16 protein-coding genes are annotated in these 15,487 nt (G+C 70.2%); 12 read left to right on the forward strand and 4 right to left on the reverse strand.

What is annotated here, in order from left to right:
* Positions 1 to 54: 54 nt before the first annotated feature.
* From AA0Y20_RS15495 to AA0Y20_RS15510, 4 genes are read left to right on the forward strand one after another with little or no spacing between them, the layout of a single operon-like run.
* On the forward strand, positions 55 to 1,215 hold the full coding sequence (locus tag AA0Y20_RS15495; protein ID WP_412936054.1) for a YihY/virulence factor BrkB family protein: 1,161 nt from the start codon (positions 55 to 57) through the stop codon (positions 1,213 to 1,215).
* Positions 1,216 to 1,248: 33 nt separating this feature from the next.
* A complete protein-coding gene (locus tag AA0Y20_RS15500) occupies positions 1,249 to 2,088 on the forward strand; it encodes an exodeoxyribonuclease III (protein ID WP_412936057.1) in 840 nt (279 codons plus the stop codon).
* Positions 2,089 to 2,132: 44 nt separating this feature from the next.
* Positions 2,133 to 3,137 carry a tryptophan--tRNA ligase gene (gene trpS, locus AA0Y20_RS15505; protein ID WP_412936059.1) on the forward strand — a complete coding sequence of 335 codons (1,005 nt, stop codon included), beginning with the start codon at positions 2,133 to 2,135 and terminating at the stop codon, positions 3,135 to 3,137.
* Positions 3,130 to 3,684 carry a hypothetical protein gene (locus tag AA0Y20_RS15510; protein WP_412936062.1) on the forward strand — a complete coding sequence of 185 codons (555 nt, stop codon included), beginning with the start codon at positions 3,130 to 3,132 and terminating at the stop codon, positions 3,682 to 3,684. Before trpS ends, AA0Y20_RS15510 begins: the two co-directional genes overlap by 8 nt.
* Positions 3,685 to 4,121: 437 nt before the next feature.
* On the opposite strand, the gene AA0Y20_RS15515 is transcribed toward AA0Y20_RS15510, so the two are convergent.
* A complete protein-coding gene (locus AA0Y20_RS15515; RefSeq protein WP_412936064.1) occupies positions 4,122 to 5,003 on the reverse strand; it encodes an endonuclease domain-containing protein in 882 nt (293 codons plus the stop codon).
* A 413-nt stretch (positions 5,004 to 5,416) separates the two neighbouring features.
* Between AA0Y20_RS15515 and AA0Y20_RS15520 the strand changes: the two genes are divergently transcribed.
* The 8 genes from AA0Y20_RS15520 to AA0Y20_RS15555 all read left to right on the forward strand — a co-directional run bounded on the left by AA0Y20_RS15520 (position 5,417) and on the right by AA0Y20_RS15555 (position 12,765).
* Positions 5,417 to 5,980, forward strand: a complete 564-nt coding sequence (locus tag AA0Y20_RS15520; RefSeq protein WP_412936066.1) for a GNAT family N-acetyltransferase — start codon at positions 5,417 to 5,419, stop codon at positions 5,978 to 5,980.
* Positions 5,981 to 6,042: 62 nt separating this feature from the next.
* A complete protein-coding gene (locus AA0Y20_RS15525; RefSeq protein WP_412936067.1) occupies positions 6,043 to 6,906 on the forward strand; it encodes an Fpg/Nei family DNA glycosylase in 864 nt (287 codons plus the stop codon).
* Between the two features lie 296 nt (positions 6,907 to 7,202).
* Positions 7,203 to 8,285 (forward strand): bifunctional diaminohydroxyphosphoribosylaminopyrimidine deaminase/5-amino-6-(5-phosphoribosylamino)uracil reductase RibD, encoded by a 1,083-nt coding sequence (gene ribD / locus AA0Y20_RS15530; protein ID WP_412936070.1) that lies wholly within the window; start codon positions 7,203 to 7,205, stop codon positions 8,283 to 8,285.
* Positions 8,285 to 8,917 (forward strand): riboflavin synthase, encoded by a 633-nt coding sequence (locus AA0Y20_RS15535; protein ID WP_412936072.1) that lies wholly within the window; start codon positions 8,285 to 8,287, stop codon positions 8,915 to 8,917. The genes ribD and AA0Y20_RS15535 overlap by 1 nt, the downstream gene beginning before the upstream one ends.
* Positions 8,914 to 10,239 carry a GTP cyclohydrolase II gene (ribA, locus tag AA0Y20_RS15540; protein WP_412936075.1) on the forward strand — a complete coding sequence of 442 codons (1,326 nt, stop codon included), beginning with the start codon at positions 8,914 to 8,916 and terminating at the stop codon, positions 10,237 to 10,239. The genes AA0Y20_RS15535 and ribA overlap by 4 nt, the downstream gene beginning before the upstream one ends.
* Positions 10,236 to 10,709, forward strand: coding sequence for a 6,7-dimethyl-8-ribityllumazine synthase (ribH, locus tag AA0Y20_RS15545; protein WP_412936077.1), 474 nt, complete (start codon positions 10,236 to 10,238; stop codon positions 10,707 to 10,709). Before ribA ends, ribH begins: the two co-directional genes overlap by 4 nt.
* 41 nt (positions 10,710 to 10,750) lie before the next feature.
* Positions 10,751 to 11,101 (forward strand): Fe-S protein, encoded by a 351-nt coding sequence (locus AA0Y20_RS15550; protein ID WP_412936079.1) that lies wholly within the window; start codon positions 10,751 to 10,753, stop codon positions 11,099 to 11,101.
* Positions 11,102 to 11,322: 221 nt separating this feature from the next.
* Positions 11,323 to 12,765 carry an MFS transporter gene (locus AA0Y20_RS15555; RefSeq protein ID WP_412936081.1) on the forward strand — a complete coding sequence of 481 codons (1,443 nt, stop codon included), beginning with the start codon at positions 11,323 to 11,325 and terminating at the stop codon, positions 12,763 to 12,765.
* Between the two features lie 99 nt (positions 12,766 to 12,864).
* On the opposite strand, the gene AA0Y20_RS15560 is transcribed toward AA0Y20_RS15555, so the two are convergent.
* The 3 genes from AA0Y20_RS15560 to AA0Y20_RS15570 are packed head-to-tail and all read right to left on the reverse strand — an operon-like array spanning position 12,865 to position 15,487.
* A complete protein-coding gene (locus AA0Y20_RS15560) occupies positions 12,865 to 13,692 on the reverse strand; it encodes an ABC transporter permease (RefSeq protein ID WP_412936083.1) in 828 nt (275 codons plus the stop codon).
* Positions 13,689 to 14,549, reverse strand: coding sequence for an ABC transporter permease (locus tag AA0Y20_RS15565; RefSeq protein WP_412936086.1), 861 nt, complete (start codon positions 14,547 to 14,549; stop codon positions 13,689 to 13,691). The genes AA0Y20_RS15560 and AA0Y20_RS15565 overlap by 4 nt, the downstream gene beginning before the upstream one ends.
* Positions 14,546 to 15,487: an ABC transporter ATP-binding protein gene (locus tag AA0Y20_RS15570; RefSeq protein WP_412936089.1), complete on the reverse strand. Its 942-nt coding sequence runs from the start codon at positions 15,485 to 15,487 to the stop codon at positions 14,546 to 14,548. Before AA0Y20_RS15570 ends, AA0Y20_RS15565 begins: the two co-directional genes overlap by 4 nt.

A 15,487-nucleotide genomic window follows, 5' to 3' on the forward strand; every position in this document is an offset into this window, starting at 1 on the left:
AGCGGGCCTCGTGCCCGATCAGCTCACGCCGACGCTGCCGGTACATTCGACGACGTGGAACCCGACCCCTCGGCGACAGATGCGCTGCGCGAGCGGTGGGATACGTCGCGACTGCGTGAACGGCTCGATCAGCCCATCGAGCGTGCGACGACCATCACTCGTCGCACGCTCGGCTGGTTTCCGATCCGCGTCTGGCGCCACTTTCTGCGCCACAACGGCTTCCTGCTCGCGGCGAGCATCAGCTACCAGTCGCTCTTCGCCCTCTTCGCCACGATCTACACGGCGTTCGCCGTCGTGGGGCTGTGGCTCGGCGGATCCCGTATGGCGATCGACGCCCTCATCGGGGTCGTCAACAGCTACATCCCGGGGCTGATCTCCGACGGCGGTCCCGTCTCACCCGACGACGTCGCCGGCATCGCGCGTGACAGCGGAAGCCTGCTCGCCGTCACCGGTACCGCTGCCCTGGCGGTGGCGATCTGGACGGCGATCGGGTTCGTGACGTTCACGCGCCGCGCGGTGCGCGACATCTTCGGCCTCCCCTTCGACACGCGCAACTACGTGCTCCTGAAGCTGCGCGACTTCGGTGCGGCTCTGCTGTTCGGACTCGCACTCGTGCTCGGCGCCGCACTGGGTCTGGTGGCGGGCGGCGTGGTTCGGCAGCTGTTCGACCTCTTCGAGATCCCGTACGAGTCGACCACGATCGACGTGCTCAGCCGGCTCGCGTCGGTGCTGGTCGCGATCGTCGTCAACACCGCCGCCCTCACCGCGCTCATCCGCTTCCTGACCGGCACAGCGCTCCCCTGGCGCAAGATCATCCCCGGATCGATGTTCGGCGGGGTCGCGCTGAGCGTGCTGCAGCTCGGGGCCGGTTTCCTCGCGGTCTACTCCCCCAGCAACCCGCTCCTCGCGACGTTCTCGGTGCTCATCGGCTTCCTGCTGTGGCTGCGCCTCGCCGGCATCGTCATCCTCGTCGCGGCGTCGTGGGTGGCCGTGTCGGCGGCGGATGACGACATCCCGCTCGAGGTCCGGACCGAGGAGGAGAGACGCGCCGATGAACGACGCGCGCTGCGTGTCGTCGCCGAGGCACAGCTGCGCGACGCCGAACACGCCCTCGCCGAGGCCGGCTGGTGGCGGCGAGTTCCCGCCCGCCGGGATGTGAAGCGGGCGCGCGAGCTGCTGCGACGCCTCGACGCGGAGCAGCGCGCCGCGCAGTGAGCCCTGTCGGAGGTCGCGGTTACGCTGGCAGACGTGTCACACCGCCTTCGCATCGCCTCCGTCAACGTCAACGGCATCCGCGCCGCCGCCCGAAAGGGCATGCATGAATGGCTCGAGAACGCCGACGTCGACATCCTGACTCTTCAGGAGGTCCGGGCGCAGGCCTCCGACCTCGCCACGGCGTTGCCGGGTTGGCACTTCGTGTCCGACGAGGCGCTCGCGAAGGGACGCGCGGGCGTCGCGATCGCCGCCCGTGAACCGCTCGACGTGTGGCGCATCGAGCTCGGCGACGACGACCTCGATTCGAAGGGACGCTGGGTCGAGGCCGACATCGAGGTCGCGGGCGAGCACCTCACCGTCGTCAGCGCGTACGTCTTCACGGGCGAGGCCGACACCGAGAAGCAGGTCGCGAAGTACGCCTTCCTCGACGCGATGGAGAAGCGGATGCCGCAACTCGGCGAGCTTGCCGTCATCACCGGCGACCTGAACGTCGGCCACCGCGAGTTCGACATCCGCAACTGGCGTGGCAACCGCAAGAAGGCGGGGTTCCTGCCGCGCGAGCGCGCCTACTTCGACCGTTTCACCGCTCCCGCTGGCGTCGAGGTCGACACCGTCGACGGTGAGCGGGGCACCGGCCTCGGGTGGGTCGACGTCGGGCGACGGTTCGCCGGCGAGGTCGACGGGCCATACACGTGGTGGTCCAACCGCGGAAAGGCGTTCGACACCGACACCGGATGGCGCATCGACTACCACCTCGCCACACCGCAGCTCGCGGAGCGAGTCGCCGACTACCACGTCGTGCGCGCGCCGTCGTGGGACACCCGGTGGAGCGACCACGCACCCGTCGTCGCGGACTACGTCTTCCCGGGCTGAGGCGCGAGCGGCGAGGCGCGCGACGACGCCCGTAGACTCTTCTGGTGACCAAGCCCCGCCTGTACTCCGGAATGCAGCCGTCCGCCGATTCGCTCCAGATCGGCAACTACATCGGGGCTCTCATGCAGTGGCGCGACCTGCAGGACACCTACGACGCGTTCTTCTCCGTCGTCGACCTGCACGCCCTCACCCAGCCGAACGACCCCGCCGAACTGCGCGCGAAGACCCGGCGCACCGCTGCCCAATACATCGCGGCGGGCATCGAGCCGTCGCGGTCGACGCTGTACGTGCAGTCCCACGTCCGCGCGCACGCCGAGCTCGCCTGGGTGCTCTCGACCATCACCGGGTTCGGTGAAGCCGGCCGGATGACCCAGTTCAAGGACAAGTCGCAGCGCTACGGCGCCGACGCCACCAACGTGGGTCTCTTCACCTACCCGGTGCTCATGGCCGCCGACATCCTGCTCTATCAGACCGACATCGTGCCGGTCGGTGACGATCAGAAGCAGCACGTCGAGCTGACGCGCACCCTGGCCGAGCGGTTCAACTCGCGCTACGGCGAGACGTTCCGCGTGCCGATGCCGGTCATCCAGCAGGACACCGCGCGCATCTACGACCTGCAGAACCCGACCGCGAAGATGTCGAAGTCGGCCGAGTCGGATGCCGGCGTGCTGTGGCTGCTGGACGACCCGAAGGTTTCGGCGAAGAAGGTCATGCGGGCCGTCACCGACTCCGAGGGCTCGGTTCGCTACGACCGGGAGAACAAGCCCGGCGTCTCGAACCTGCTCGTCATCTACGCCGCGCTGACGGGCCGCCAGATCCCCGCCATCGAGGACGAGTACGCCGGTCGCGGCTACGGCGACTTCAAGAAGGGGCTGGCCGAGGTCGTCGTCTCGGAGTTCGGACCGGTCCGCGAGCGAGCCCTCGAGCTGCTCGACGACCCCGCCGAGCTCGACCGTGTGCTGGCATCGAACGCGGCGCGCGCCGACGAGGTCGCCGACCGCACGCTCGCTGACGTCTACGACAAGTTGGGACTTCTGCGTCGTGTCTGACAACGAATCGACCGCACCCGACGGCGGGCTGACCGCGGGGGCCGACGGCGGCCAGGATGCCGCGGAGTCGCGCACGCCCGCGGAGCTGCACGCCGAGACGCCGGTCGAGACGCCGGTAGAGCCCGCGCCGGAGCTCATCACGGCGCTCGACGAGGCCGCGGCCGCATCGAAGGCCTCGCCCGGAGACGCTGCCGTGCAGGAGCGGCTCTGGCGAGCCGCCTTCGCGATCGACCGATGGCTCTTCATCGCGCGGGGCTCCGACGACGAGCCCACTCCCTTCGCGCTGCGGTCGGACGAGGGCGCCGTCATCTTCGCGTTCTCGACGGCCGACCGGGCTCACGAGGCTGCTCTCGGCTTCGGCCTGCCGGAAGAGGAGGCGTCGCGACTGCTCGCCGTGCCGCTTCCGTCAGCGGCGGCCTGGGTCGCGTCGTACGCCGAGGCGGGTGTCGAGGCGATGGTCTTCGATGCGCCGGGCAACGGTGCCATGGCCCCGCTCTCGAACCTCGCCGCCATGGCTGTCTACATCTCGCAGAACCCCTCCGCCTGAGCCCGCACCGGCCCCGCCGTCCGGGTCGGGCGAGGTGCCGGCAGCGGACCGCGACTGCCGGTAGACCGCGCCCGCCAGCGGGCCGCGACTGCCGGTAGACCGATGGCGCCGTGTTCGCGTCATCCCCGTTCCGTCAACAGGCTCAGCGCACCATCGACGCCCTCAGACCGCGCGGCGAGCCACCTCAGCCTGCCCACGGCACGCGAAACAGCGGACATCCGCCGGTCGACCACCCCTGAGGCCCCCGCGCACCAGCCCCGAGGACGGTCGGGGTCCGAGGGCCGCGCGCGTCTGGGCCGCGGGCCTACGTCCACCGCTTCGCATCATCCCTGTTCCGTCGACAGGCTCAGTGCCGCACCCACGCCCCCACGTCCCGCCGCAAGCCGTCAGAGCCTGCGCACGGCACGCGGAACAGCGGGTGTCCGCCCGGTCGAGCGTCAGCGAGCGCGAACCGGCCGGATCCCGCGGCTGAGGGCGCCGCGCACGGCTTCGAGGACGCGATCGGGGCGCCACATGATGTCCGACGCCATCGGGCGCAGTGTCAGGTACCCGAGGGCCGCAGCCGCGAGATCGCGCGCGCCGTCTCGTCGCCGCGCGTCGAGGCCGGAGTGATGAGCATCGCTGTCGCACTCCACGATCAGCCAGCCATCGACGAGCAGATCGACTCGCCCCACGCCGGGTATCCGCACCTGCAGCTCGACCGTCTTGGCGACTCCACGCAGGAGCAGCCGCATGAGCGTCTCCGGCCCGGACTCCGCCCGCCCGTCGATCAGGCGCCGCAGCGTGCGGTACCGCAGGGGCAGCTCGGCGAAGACCGTGTCGAGATCCGCGCCACGGATCAGTCCGAGATGAAGGGCGCTGTCGAGCGTCGCGACGGCAGCTCGGGGTGACTGGCACCGCACCGCGCGGACCAGCGCATCGATGACGCTCGAGCACGCGAACCATCTCGGGCGCGGCGCGACGGGAGGCGTCCAGTGCAGCACCGGCCTCGATCCCGCGCCCGCCTCAGGCGTCGGCACCCGCGAGGCCGTGCGCGGCAGCTGCACGTGCGGCCCGCTCTGCTCGAGGACGAACACTCCGAGGAGTCGCAACAGGCTCACACAGGTCAGACGACCGCCGAGCGACACCGCGACGACGGCGGATGGTGGCGCATCCGCGACGAGGTACGAGCCCCGCAGGGGCCTCACGAGTCGCCCGGAGGAGACGGCATCCGCGATGTCGCGCTTGCGGAGACCGCCTGCGCGCAGATCGGATGTCGACCAGCAACGCAACTCCATGATCTTTGCGGGAAGCCAGGCTGACGAGGCGTGAGGTTCCATGCCGACACGGTGTCGTCCGTAGTCCCGTGCAGGACCGGCGCGGGAGGAAACTGTGAACAATTCGACTCGCCCGCCGCCTGTGGGGAAGTCACTGATCCGTACCGCCGACAGGCTCAGGCGCCGCACACCGCGCGATGAGAGGCACCCTGGCGCCGCCAGCCTGTTGACGGCACGGCTCGGCTCCCGTCGGCACGCACCCGGCGACGCCTCCTCCATCGCGGCCCGGGATGTGCCGGCTGATCGGCCCCGGCACCCGCATCAGCTGGAGCGCGTGCCGTCAGCAGGCTGAGGACGAGGCCTGCGGCCACTCGGCAGGGCGACACCGCGATGAGCCTGTTCGCGGCACAGCCACGGAGCCGGGTTCCGCGACCGGGACGGGACCCGGGACCCGGGACCTCGGTAGGGTCGGGGGCATGGAACCGGTGACCCTCCGAACCGCACGGCTCGAGCTGTCGATCCCCACTCTCGAGGATGTCGACGCGATCACCGCTGCCGCTCAGGATCCCGAGGTCCCGCGCTGGACGACCCTGCCGTCTCCCTACACGCGCGAGCACGCCGAAGAGTTCATCGCGAAGGCGGCGGCGTGGTGGGACGAGCAGTCCGAGCTCACGTGGGGCATCCGTCGTGACGGCGAGTGGATCGGCATGATCGGCCTGCACCGGGTGGCGGCCGGAGGTGCGGCGGAGATCGGGTTCTGGATGAGCGCGGCGGCGCGCGGTCACGGTTATCTGAGCGAGGCCGCACGTGCGGTCATCGACTTCGGATTCGGTGAGCCGCTGGCGCTCGCGCGGATCGAGTGGCGGGCGATCGCGGGCAACGTCGCCTCGGCGCGCACGGCGCGCCGCCTCGGCTTCCGGTACGAGGGGATGCTGCGCCAAGGGCTCTCCGACCTCCGCGGCCGCCACGACGGCTGGATCGCCGGCATACTGCCCACGGACGACCGCGCCCCGCAGCCCTGGCCCGTGCTCGCCGGCTGAACCACACGGAGCGGACACGCAACCCCGTGCCGGATGAGGGTGGGGCGTGCCAGGATGACGCCATGCCCGAGATGCCGGAAGTGCAGGGACTCGTCGACTACCTCGGCGACCGCCTCGCGGGGCGCCGCATCACGAAGGCCCGGGTGAGCGCGATCTCGGCACTGAAGACCTACGACCCGCCCATCGAGTCGCTCGAAGGCACGACGGTGACCGGCGCAGCTCGTCACGGCAAGTTCGTCGACCTCTTCACCGACGGCGGCACCCACCTGATCTTCCATCTCGCCAAGGCGGGATGGCTCCGGTGGTACGACGCTCTGCCGTCGACGGTCATCCGCCCCGGCAAGTCCCCGATCGCACTGCGCATCGGGTTCGACGACGAGTCCGGCTTCGACCTGACGGAAGCCGGCACGAAGAAGTCGTTGGCGGTCTACGTCGTGCGCGACCCGGCCGAGGTGCCGGGCATCGCGCGGCTCGGTCCCGACCCGCTCGATCCCGCGTTCGACCGCGCCACCCTCGCGGGCCTGCTGGCCGGACGTCGCACGCAGATCAAGGGCGTGCTGCGCGACCAGTCCATCGTCGCCGGTATCGGCAACGCCTATTCCGACGAGATCCTCCACGCGGCGAAGATGTCACCGTACGCGCTGGCGGCGAACCTCGACGACGCCGAGATCGACCGGCTCTTCACCGCGCTCAGCGCGACGCTCGCCGAGGCGGTCGCCGCGGCATCCGGCAAGCCGCCGGCCGATCTGAAAGACGCGAAGCGTCGCGGGATGCGGGTGCACGGACGCCGCGGTGAGGCGTGTCCCGTCTGCGGCGACGAGGTGCGCAGCGTGTTCTTCGCCGACAACAGCCTCGAGTACTGCCCGACGTGCCAGACCGGGGGGAAGCTGCTCGCCGATCGGCGTCTCTCCCGACTGCTCAAGTAGCACCCGCCCGACAGACCACGAGCCCCGCGCACATGACGGCGCGAGTCGGGAATGCCGCGAGCGCGCCCGCGTTGAGTACGATCGGAGTATTGAACGTGCTCCGGGGTCGGTGAGAATCCGAACCGGCGGTGAGAGTCCGCGACCCTCGAGGCCTTCGGGCCGAGAGGTTGATCCGGTGGAATTCCGGGACCGACGGTGATGCGACGCGAGTCGCTAGTCCGGATGAGAGGAAGCACGGCAGCGTTCGCGCTGCGCGCGCCCACCCGCGTCCCCGGAGACTGACCGAAGGACGAAGGATGCCGGGCACCACCGACCGCGAGATCGCCGCGATGCGTCGCGCCTTCGAGCTCGCCGGCAACGGTCCGCGCGGACTGAACCCGCAGGTCGGTGCCGTGCTGCTCGCTGCCGACGGATCCGTGCTCGCGGAGGGTTGGCATCGCGGCGCCGGCACCCCCCACGCCGAGGTCGACGCCCTGTCGCAGCTTCCCGAGGGCGCGGCCCGCGGCGCGACAGCCGTCGTGAGCCTCGAGCCCTGCAACCACACCGGCCGCACCGGCCCGTGCGCGCTCGCCCTCATCGGGGCCGGCGTGGCGCGCGTGGTCTACTCGGTGTCCGACCCGGGTGACGCATCGGCGGGCGGAGCGCAGCGCCTGCGCGATGCCGGCGTCGATGTCGAGGGCGGACTGCTGGTCGACGACGGCCAGGCACTGATCCACGATTGGCTCACGGTGCAGCGCCTCGGTCGCCCGCACGTCACGGTGAAGTGGGCGCAGTCGCTCGACGGGCGCGCGGCGGCTCCGGACGGCACCAGCCAGTGGATCACCGGCCCCGCGGCCCGAGCCGACGTGCATCGCCGCCGCAGCGAAGCCGACGCGATCGTCGTGGGCACCGGCACGCTCCTCTCGGACGATCCCGCCCTGACCGCGCGTCGTCCCGACGGCACCCTTCACGACCGGCAGCCGAGGCCCGTCGTCCTGGGCCAGCGCGCTGTGCCCGACGACGCCCTGGTGCACCGTCATCCGCTGCCCCTTCTGCACCGCGATGGCGAGAACCTCGGCGGCGAGAGCCCGAACGCACCCTCGCTCATGGACGAGCTGCTCGCGCTGGGGGTGCAGCGCGTGTTCGTCGAGGGCGGCCCGACCATCGCGAGCGCCTTCGTGCGCGCCGGACTCGCCGACGAGATCCTCGCCTACGTCGCCCCGACTCTCATCGGCTCCGGCTCGGCCGGCGACGACCGCCCGGCGCTGCGCTCGCTCGGCGTCGAGACCATCTCCGACCAGCGGCGCCTGCGCGTGCGCTCGGTCGAGCCCCTGGGCGACGACCTGCTGATCATCGCCTCCCCCGTGCCCCCGTCATCCCCCTCCGAAGGAGACGCCTGATGTTCACCGGAATCATCGAAGAGATCGGCGAGGTCGTCGCCGTCGACCCGTCGGGCGACGGCGTCCGGATCACCGTGCGCGCGCCGAAGGCGGTGTCGGATGCCGGGCACGGCGACTCGATCGCCGTCAGCGGCGTCTGCCTCACGGTGGTCGACCAGGGCGACGACTGGTTCACGGCCGACGTGATGCGCCAGACCCTCGACGTGTCGAGCCTGACGGGCATCGAGCCCGGCCGGGCCGTGAACCTCGAGCGCGCCCTCGCCGCGCACACCCGCCTGGGCGGGCACATCGTGCAGGGGCACGTCGACGGTCTCGGTCGCGTCCTGGAGGTGCGTCCCGGCGAGCAGTGGCGCGTGCTCCGCATCTCGGTGCCCGCTGACCTCGCCCCCCTCGTCGTCGACAAGGGGTCGATCACGGTCGACGGCGTCTCGCTGACGGTGAGCGATGTGAGCGCAGCGTCCGCCCCGCAGGCCTGGCTCGAGGTCTCGCTCATCCCCGAGACGCTCGCCGCGACGACCCTCGGCGACCGGATCGCCGGCGACGCGGTCAACCTCGAGACCGACATCCTCGCCCGACACGTCCAGCGGTTGCTGGCATTCACCACCCTCTCGAACGAAGGAGGCTCCCGATGAGCCTTTCTCCCCTCTCCGAGGCGCTCGACGCGCTGCGGGCCGGAAAGCCGATCATCGTCGCCGACGATGAGAACCGCGAGAACGAAGGCGACGTCATCCTGTCGGCCGCGCTCGCCACGCCGGAGTGGATCGCGTGGACGGTCCGCCACTCGAGCGGTTTCATCTGCGCGCCCATGCCCGCCGAGTGGGCCGACCGCCTCGATCTCCCCCCGATGGTCGAGACGAACGAGGATGCCCGAGGCACCGCCTACACCGTCTCGGTCGACGCGGCCGAGGGCGTGACGACTGGCATCAGCGCGGCGGACCGCGCCCGCACCCTGACGGTGCTGGCCGACCCCGCGTCGACGCCGGGAAGCGTCATCCGCCCGGGCCACATCCTGCCCCTGCGCGCCGTCGAGGGCGGTGTGCGCGAGCGGAGCGGCCACACCGAGGCCGCCGTCGAGCTCATGCAGCTCGCCGGTCTCGAGCCGGTCGGCGCGATCGCCGAGATCGTCGCCGACGACGGTTCGATGATGCGGATGCTGGGTCTGCTCGAACTCGGCGAACGCGACGGCATCCCCGTCATCACGATCGAGCAGCTGATCGCCCACCTCGACGAGACCGACCCGCGTCCCGCCGCCGGAGGTGCCGCTTCGAACCGGCGCCGCGTGAGCCTGCGTGCCGAGGCGCAGGTGCCGACGTCGCACGGCACGTTCCGCTTCCTCGCGTACAAGGACCGCGTCACCGGGACCGACCACATCGCCGTCGTCTCGGGCGACCTGACCGATGCGGCTCCCCTCGTGCGCGTGCACTCGGAGTGCCTGACGGGCGAGGCGTTCGGCTCGCTCAAGTGCGAGTGCGGCCCGCAGCTGGATGCCGCCCTCGACGCGATCGACCGCGACGGCGGGATCGTCATCTACATGCGCGGCCACGAGGGCCGCGGCATCGGCCTGATCAACAAGCTCCGGGCCTACCAGCTGCAGGAGCGCGGGCTCGACACGCTCGACGCGAACCTCGCGCTCGGCCTGCCTGCCGACGCCCGCGACTACGCGGCAGCGGCCGGCATCCTCGCCGATCTCGGCGTGGGCAGCATCCGCCTGCTGACGAACAACTCCGACAAGGTCTCGCAGCTGCGGGCGCTGGGACTCGACATCGCCGAGCAGGTGCCGCTCCTCGTCGGCGTCGGCGCGAACAACCACCAGTACCTCGCCACGAAGCGCGACCGCATGGGCCACATCATCGACGACGCCGAGCTGAGCGCGGCGCTCGCGCGCGGCACCGTCGCAGCCGCCTCCACCGGCGAGACCACCGACCCCCGACAGAACCCGGAGAACATCGCATGAGCGGACACGGCGCCCCCGAACGCCAGCGGATCGACGCAACCGACCTGAAGGTCGTCGTCGTCGCCGGAGAGTGGCACGACGTCATCACCGACGGTCTCATCGCCGGCGCCGAGCGCGTGCTCGAGGAGTCGGGCGCAGCCTGGCGTCTGGTGCGCGTGCCGGGCTCGTTCGAGCTGCCGGTCGTGGCGAAGGCGGCGCTCGACGCGGGCGCCGATGCGGTCGTCGCCCTGGGCGTCATCATCCGCGGCGGAACGCCGCACTTCGACTTCGTGTCGTCGGCGGCCACCGACGGGCTGACGCGCGTCGCGATCGACACCGGCAAGCCGGTCGGCTTCGGCGTTCTCACCCTCGACGACGAGCAGCAGGGCATCGATCGGGCGGGCCTGCCCGGTTCGAAGGAGGATAAGGGCGCCGAGGCCGCGGATGCCGCGCTGCGCACGGCGCTGACGCTGCGTTCGTTCCGCGGCTGACATCGATCGGGCGTTTCCATACCTTCAGCTAGGCTGAGGGTATGGAAACGCTTCGCGGAATCGTCCTCGTCGTCCACCTCATCGGTTTCGCCACGCTCTTCGGCGCATGGCTCGTCGAAGCCCTCGGCGCCCGTCGCATCACCCGCGTCATGAGCTACGGCCTGCTCGTCGCCGGTGTCGCCGGGCTCGCCCTGGCTGCGCCGTGGGGCACCGATCACGAGTTCAACTACGTCAAGATCGCCGTCAAGCTCGTCATCCTCCTCCTGATCGGCGCGCTCCTGGGCATCGGCTCGGCTCGGCAGAAGCGCACCCAGTCGGTGCCCGCCGCGATCTTCTGGCTGATCGGGCTCGGCACGGTGGCCAACGTCGCGATCGCCGTGCTCTGGCGCTGACGCCCCGGGCCACGCCCACCACACACGCGGATGCCGCGGCTCGGAACCCCGGGTCGCGGCATCAGCCGTAGAATGGACGATCGTGCGTCGCCGACACCGTCGACGCCGCCGGTGATCCCCGCGTCGAACGTCCGCCGCACCACCCCGCCTCGGACGGCCGCCCACCGGCACGCTCCCACGAGGGCGCTCACCCGTTCTCCCAGACAGGCATCACACCGCACATGTCATCCGCCACCGCGGCCCCCGCCGCGCCCGCGAACCCCCGTTCCCGCGTCATCACCGCCAGCCTCGTCGGCACCACGATCGAGTTCTACGACTTCTACGTCTACGCGACCGCGGCCGTCCTGGTCTTCCCGATCCTCTTCTTCCCGAGCGACGACGACACCGCGTCGCTCCTCGCGTCGTTCGCGGTCTTCGGCGCCGCGATGATCGCGCGTCCGATCGGCGCCGTCGTCTTCGGCCACTTCGGCGACAAATTCGGTCGCAAGGCGACCCTCGTCGCATCGCTCCTGACGATGGGCATCGCGACGATCCTCATCGGATGCCTCCCCACCTTCAACGACATCGGCTGGTGGGCGGCACTTCTGCTCCTCGTGCTGCGCCTGGCTCAGGGCTTCGCCCTCGGCGGCGAATGGTCGGGAGCGGCGCTCGTCGCCACCGAGAACGCCCCGAAGGGCAAGCGCGCCTGGTACGGCACCTTCCCCCAGCTGGGCGCCCCGATCGGCTTCATCATCGCGAACTCGGTCTTCCTCGTCATCTACTTCGCGCTGCCGCACCCCGACGGCCCGGCCCAGCGATCCGAGGAGTTCCTCGCCTGGGGCTGGCGTGTGCCGTTCCTGTTCTCGGCCGTCATGGTCATCGTCGGCCTCTGGGTGCGCCTGAAGCTCGTCGAGAGCGCGACGTTCTCGAAGGCGGAGAAGACCGGCGCGATCCGCAAGTTCCCGCTCGGGTCGGTCATCCGCGGCCACTGGCGTGCGCTGATCCTGGGCACGTTCATCATGCTCGCGACCTATGTGCTCTTCTACCTGATGACGAGCTTCACCCTCGCGTACGGCACCAAGCCGACTCTCGAGACCGCACAGGCGACCGCCGAGGCATCCGGCGCGGCGTTCGATGCCGCGGCCTACGTCCCGGGCCTCGGGTTCGGCTTCACCGACTTCGTCATCATGCAGATCGTCGGCGTCATCTTCTTCGGCATCTTCACGCTGCTGTCGGGCCCCGTCGCCGACTCCATCGGCCGCCGCAAGCTGCTGCTGTGGGTCACCGGCGTCATCGCGGTGTTCGGTCTGCTGTTCGCGGTCTTCCTCGCGCCGCAGCTCGACCCGAAGTTCACCGGCGCCCTCGTGCAGGCCTTCCTCGTGCTCGGCTTCATGCTCATGGGGGCGACGTTCGGTCCGATGGGCGCGCTGCTCCCCGAGCTGTTCCCGACCAACGTGCGGTACACCGGCTCGGCCATCTCGTACAACGTCGCTTCGATCCTCGGCGCCGCCGTCGCACCCAGCATCGCGACGACCCTGTGGGCGCTCGCGGGCGGCTCGACCTGGCTCGTCGGCGTGTACCTGACGGCCTCCGCCGTGCTCACCTTCATCGCCCTGTGGCTGTCGAAGGAGACCAAGGACTCCGAGTACGACACCAACATCGGCGACGCGGCGGCCACGCGCTGATCTTCGCTCCGAACGGACGGATGCCGCGGGCCTTCGGGCTCGCGGCATCCGTCGTTTTCTGCGCGGAGCGCTCTGCGGCACGCCTCGGTCGGCGTCGGCTCAGTCGAGGAACAGGGCGCGCAGCCTTTTGGTGGTGAACACGAGACCGAGCGCGATCATCACGACGAAGTAGAGCACGTGCCACAGCATCCCGAGCGAGACGATGCCGGTCGTCAATCCGCGGATCAGCTCGACGCCGTGCCACAGCGGCAGCGCCTGCACGATCACCTGCACCCACTCGGGGTAGACCGTGATCGGGTAGAACGTCGCGGAGAACAGGAACATCGGCAGGAGCACGAAGTTGATCCAGTCCATGTGCTGGAAGGTCTTCATGTAGCTCGTGACCGCCATCCCGACGCTCGCGAAACCGAACGCGATGAGCAGCACCGCCGGAAGGGCGAGCACGGCCGTCCATGCGAGGTTCAACCCCAGCACCTGCATGATGATCATGAAGCCGGTGGCGTAGACGAGACCGCGCAGCAGGGCGTACAGGATCTCGCCGAGCGCGACGTCGAGGGGCCCGAGAGACGTGGACAGCATGCCCTCGTAGAGCTTGCCGTAGTTCAGCTTGAAGAAGACGTTCCACGTCGAGTCGTACACGGCCCCGTTCATCGCCGACACCGCGAGCAGCGCGGGGGCGATGTACGCGGCGTACGGAACCGCGGCGCCCGACGAGGTCTCGACCTCGCCGATGAGGGCACCGAGCCCGATGCCGAGCGAGGCGAGGTAGAACACCGGCTCGAAGAACCCCGACAGCACGACGATCCAGCTCGACGAGCGAGCCGCGATGAGACCGCGCTGGACGACTGCGCCCGGATTGCCCGCCCACAGCGCGCGCACGCCACCGCGGCGCCCGGTCGGCGCCCCGCGCTCGATCACGGCGGTCATCGGGCGAGCCTCTCGGTGAACACGCGACGACCCCAGAGGTAGCCGACGGTGGCGAGCGCGAGCAGGTAGAGGACGTGCACGGCGATCATGCCGGATCCGATATCCGCTCCGTAGGTGGCCGCGCGCCCCAACTCGGCGCCGTGCCAGAGGGGCGAGATCCAGGCGATCCACTGCAGGCCGATCGGAAGTGTCTCCACGGGGTAGAAGGTGCCCGAGAAGAGGAACATCGGCATGAAGATGAAGCGCTGCACGAGGGCGAACTGCCCCTTGTCGTCGTGGATGGAGCCCGCATACGCCATGAGCGGGATGCCGAAGGCGATACCGGCCGCGACGCCCGCCAGGATCGACAGCCAGCCCGTCGCGGGGTTCGGGACAGCGCCGAACGGCAGCAGCCAGATGAAGAGGTAGTAAGCACCGACGGCGACGATCATCCGCGCCGTCGCGCCGATGATGACACCGTTCGCGATCTGCGGGCTCGACAGGGCCGAGGCGTTGAAGCCGTAGAAGTAGCGGCGCCATTTGAAGCCCGCCATGACCGGATACGTCATCTCTTCGGACGCGACCGCGATCGCTGCGGTCACCAGGAGCGCCGGGGCGACGAACGGCAGGTAGGCGACCTCCTGCCCGTGCGAGGAGATCGGCATGGTGATGAGGGCGGCGAGGCCGACGGCGAGGCCGAGCAGGTACATGATCGGCTGCCCGACCGCGCCGACGACGATCGTCCAGCCGTAGGCGCGCATCGCACGGACCATGTGCTCGGCGACGTACCAGGTGCCGTAGCGCCGGGGCTTGCGCCCACCGGCCATCGCCTCAGCCCGGAGCTCGTCGAGCGTGGGGTGCGCGGTCTGGGTGCTCATTCGATCAGCGACCGTCCGGTCAGGCGCAGGAAGACGTCTTCGAGGCTCGATCGGCGCACGAGGCTCGTCAACGGCGTGAGCCCCACCGCCGAGACACGCTCGAGAGCCGCCTCGCCGTCGTGCGCGTAGACGAGGATGCGGTCGGGCAGCACCTCGACGCGGTCGCCGATGCCCCGCAGCTGAGCGGCCGCGGACTCGTTGCGGTCGGACCCGAAGCGCACCTCGAGGACTTCACGGCTCGAGTGCTCGCGGATGAGCGAGGCCGGCGTGCCCTCGGCCATGATCCGCCCCTTGTCGACGACGATGAGTCGGTCGCACAGCTGCTCGGCCTCGTCCATGTAGTGGGTCGTGAGGACGAGCGTCGTGCCGCGCTCCTTCAGACGGAACAGCCGGTCCCACAGCACGTGACGGGCCTGCGGGTCGAGGCCCGTCGTCGGCTCGTCCAGCAGCAGGATGCGCGGGTCGTTGATGAGGCCGCGCGCGATCGTGAGGCGTCGCTTCATTCCGCCCGACAGCTGATCGACCTTGTTCTTGGCCTTGTCCTCCAGCTGCGCGAACGCGAGCAGCTCATCGGCCTTCTGATGGCAGACCTTGCCGGGCAGGCCGAAGTACCGCCCGTAGATGTACAGGTTCTCGCGGGCGTTGAGCTCGCCGTCGAGGTTGTCCTGCTGCGGCACGACCCCGAGTCTCGACCGGATCTCGGGACCGTAGCGATCGGGGTCGAGCCCGAGGATCTGCAGATCGCCTCCGCTGCGCGTCGACACCGCGCCGATCATCTTCATCGTGGTCGACTTTCCCGCGCCGTTCGGGCCGAGCAGCCCGAAGGACTCTCCGGGCGCCACCTCGAACGACAGGTCGTCAACGGCGACGAAGTCGGGCTTGCCCTTCACGGCATAGGTCTTGCGCAGCCCTCGGGCGGAGATGACGGATTCTGGCAC

It is taken from the genome of Microbacterium pratiae (assembly GCF_047302165.1).
Lineage (GTDB): Bacteria > Actinomycetota > Actinomycetes > Actinomycetales > Microbacteriaceae > Microbacterium.